Below are 2,513 nucleotides of genomic sequence, written 5' to 3'. Positions count from 1 at the left end.
AGAAGGCAGAAGGCAGAAGGCAGAAGGCAGAAGGGGAATCCCTTATGTGAAAGGGGTTTTGCCGCCCAGAAATAGCAGTGCCATTTCCGTCTCAGAGTACTAGTACACCAAGGCAGAAATCAACCTACTGTTCAGGATGCTTGAAATCCTTGCGCAGCAACAATTTTCCACCTTGAACTTTGCATTTTGAATTCCGGGTAGCGGTACTAGCCCCAAACTGGACAACTCTTTCAGGGTGACTTCAAAAAGTCCTAAAATAACAAAAATTCCCTGGAGCTCTGACGGCAGATTCCAGGGAATTTTTGATTAGAATTCAAACGAACCTTTGCAGTGAAATAATTCGTTTACGACAAACCAATGCTGAACTGAGGGACTTCCTCAAAGGGGTAATGCTATTCAGAGATGCGTTGATACCGTCGTTTTAGCTTTCCCGTCTCTGGGTATCTGTGCAGTGCTCTCTAGGCGTTAGGGGAGGAAATATCAACAGCTAAGTGGAGTGCCGCTGACTTTGATGAAATAGTTTCAGAAGTTAACGAGATAACAACCTCCTGTGTAACGGGAACTGAACTATTTGAAATCGAGGGAAGTTTCCTTCGCCTCTTGAGTATTAGTTTAACCCTAATGTCAGGGCATTTCTACCATTGATACCAAAGTTCATCTTTCGGTTAACTGTTACTCTCTGTTGCAGGCAGACGTCTTAGGTGACTTCTTGGAAACGTTCTACCGAGTGGTGGGCAAAGCTCACCCTACGAAAGCTGCGATCGCTGACAACAAGCGGGACTATCTTTCTCAGAAATCTCCTGAGCCTGTCATCTGGATGCTCATGGACCTATACCCAGCCCAGCTCAGAATCTGGAGTTCCCCACAGGTCGAACTCCAGGGCTGGACTGGTATTGGGTTTATAACCCATAGGCAGACAGGGGTTCTTTGATGAACCGAATGTAGAAATGCTTGAAGGTAGACCGGACCACCCGGGGCATGCCAAAGTCAATGGGCTTTAACTCGGTGGGCAACTGCCAGTCTTGCAGGCGCAACTGGTCGGGGGTCAGCAGGGGAAAGTGAATGGCCTCCATGGCCGGGCAGAGGCCCAGACGTATGGACTGGGCCACGGTGGGGACCGCCTGGGGGTCGACACCGAGAATATCAACCATCGCCCGATCCAGGGCAAAGACATGACCAGAGGCCCCTAACACCCCCAGCTCCCTGGGTTCGCCACCGCTGGGGCCGTTGCCTTCGTGGCCAATAATGCCGTCCATAATCGTCAAGGCTGGGTCGAGCAGGCGGGCGGTTTCCACCAGCATGGTGCCAAACCGCTGCACATCCTTGCCCGCTTCCATGTGCCACCAGGCCTTCATTTTGCCAGGAACACAGCCAAACAGGTTTTTCACCCCCAGGGTGACCGTCAACTGCACATGGGACTTAACCTTGGGCAAGTTAATAATCACATCGGCGGCCATGGCTTCTTTGGCTAACCGCAGGTGGTCAAAGTCGGGGCTGTCACTGGCATAGCGCTGGCCATGTAACTCCACAATCGGTAGGTTCAGGGCTTGGGCCAGGGGCAGCAGGCCATTGGCTTTGGCCACCCCATAGGCACTGCCAAAGGCGGGGCTGTCTCCCAAAAAGGGCTTGCCCCCCACCTGCTGCACCTGTTGAGCCACGGCATAGATCAGCTCTGGGCGGGTGGTGCATTCTTTGGTGGGGCGAGCCCCGGTTAGCAGGTTGGGCTTGAGCAACACGCGATCGCCCGGTTTCACAAAAGCGGCCATCCCCCCCAGCGGCTCCAGCACCTGCTCTAGTACACCAAGGCAGAAATCAACCTACTGTTCAGGAAGCTTAAAATCCTTGCGCAGCAACAATTTTTCACCTTGAACTTTGCATTTTGAATTCCGCGTAGCGGTACTAGGGAGGTTTGCAAAGCCGATAGGTCATAGGACTGGGCCTGGATTAGACTAACGGAAGCTGCCATAGGAATGTCTGGGAAGAACAGGACTACTGGCTACTATACCGTCTCCTCAGAAGCTGCCCTGAGCGGTCCATCCTGGCCGGACGACTCCAGTTAACCGTAGGTAATGTTGATGGTGCTGATGTCTCCTGTGAAAACGTTGGATCGTTGAGTTGGACAGCGGAACCCCCATAGACATTCTGGACATTCTCACCCAGGATTTGGCCAATGGTGATTTCCTGGTTGATCTCGCTAGCGAGCTGGCGGACTGCCTGGGCAAAGGCTTCGTCGTCCTTCATGGCCGATTCCAGGTGAGGGGTCAGCAGATTAATCTGCTGACCCCTCACCTGGCCATCCTGCAGGATCAGCCATAGCAAGATTGAGGATGGGAGATGTTTCTGTTATGGCATAGGGCTGCTGTTCCCCCATGAGTAGACAGGACATCTTCACACTTTGAAACGTGATGCTCTGGTGCCCAGGCTCTGCCTGGGACTGAGAGGAATCCCAATCACCAGGGGAATGGCGTAATACAGCAGCGATCGCCCCGCGCGCTTGCCCAAACTATAGTTTT

At 52.8% G+C, this 2,513-nt stretch carries 2 protein-coding genes; one reads left to right on the top strand and one right to left on the bottom strand.

Translation table 11 applies throughout. The features are described from left to right. Positions 1 to 899: 899 nt before the first annotated feature. Positions 900 to 1,766 (bottom strand): DUF362 domain-containing protein, encoded by an 867-nt coding sequence (locus QZP87_RS15215; RefSeq protein ID WP_169614185.1) that lies wholly within the window; start codon positions 1,764 to 1,766, stop codon positions 900 to 902. Positions 1,767 to 2,115: 349 nt separating this feature from the next. Here QZP87_RS15215 and QZP87_RS15210 point away from each other — a divergent pair, with 349 nt between their 5' ends. Next, entirely contained in the window at positions 2,116 to 2,316 is a 201-nt protein-coding gene (locus QZP87_RS15210; protein ID WP_291323776.1) for a hypothetical protein, read from the top strand. Positions 2,317 to 2,513 lie beyond the last annotated feature (197 nt).

Origin of the sequence: Desulfonatronospira sp., assembly GCA_003563255.1 — a bacterium.
Classification (GTDB): Bacteria; Desulfobacterota; Desulfovibrionia; order Desulfovibrionales; family Desulfonatronovibrionaceae; genus Desulfonatronospira.
The sequence above is the reverse complement of the archived record's forward strand: the minus strand, read 5'-3'. Positions and strand labels throughout refer to the sequence as shown.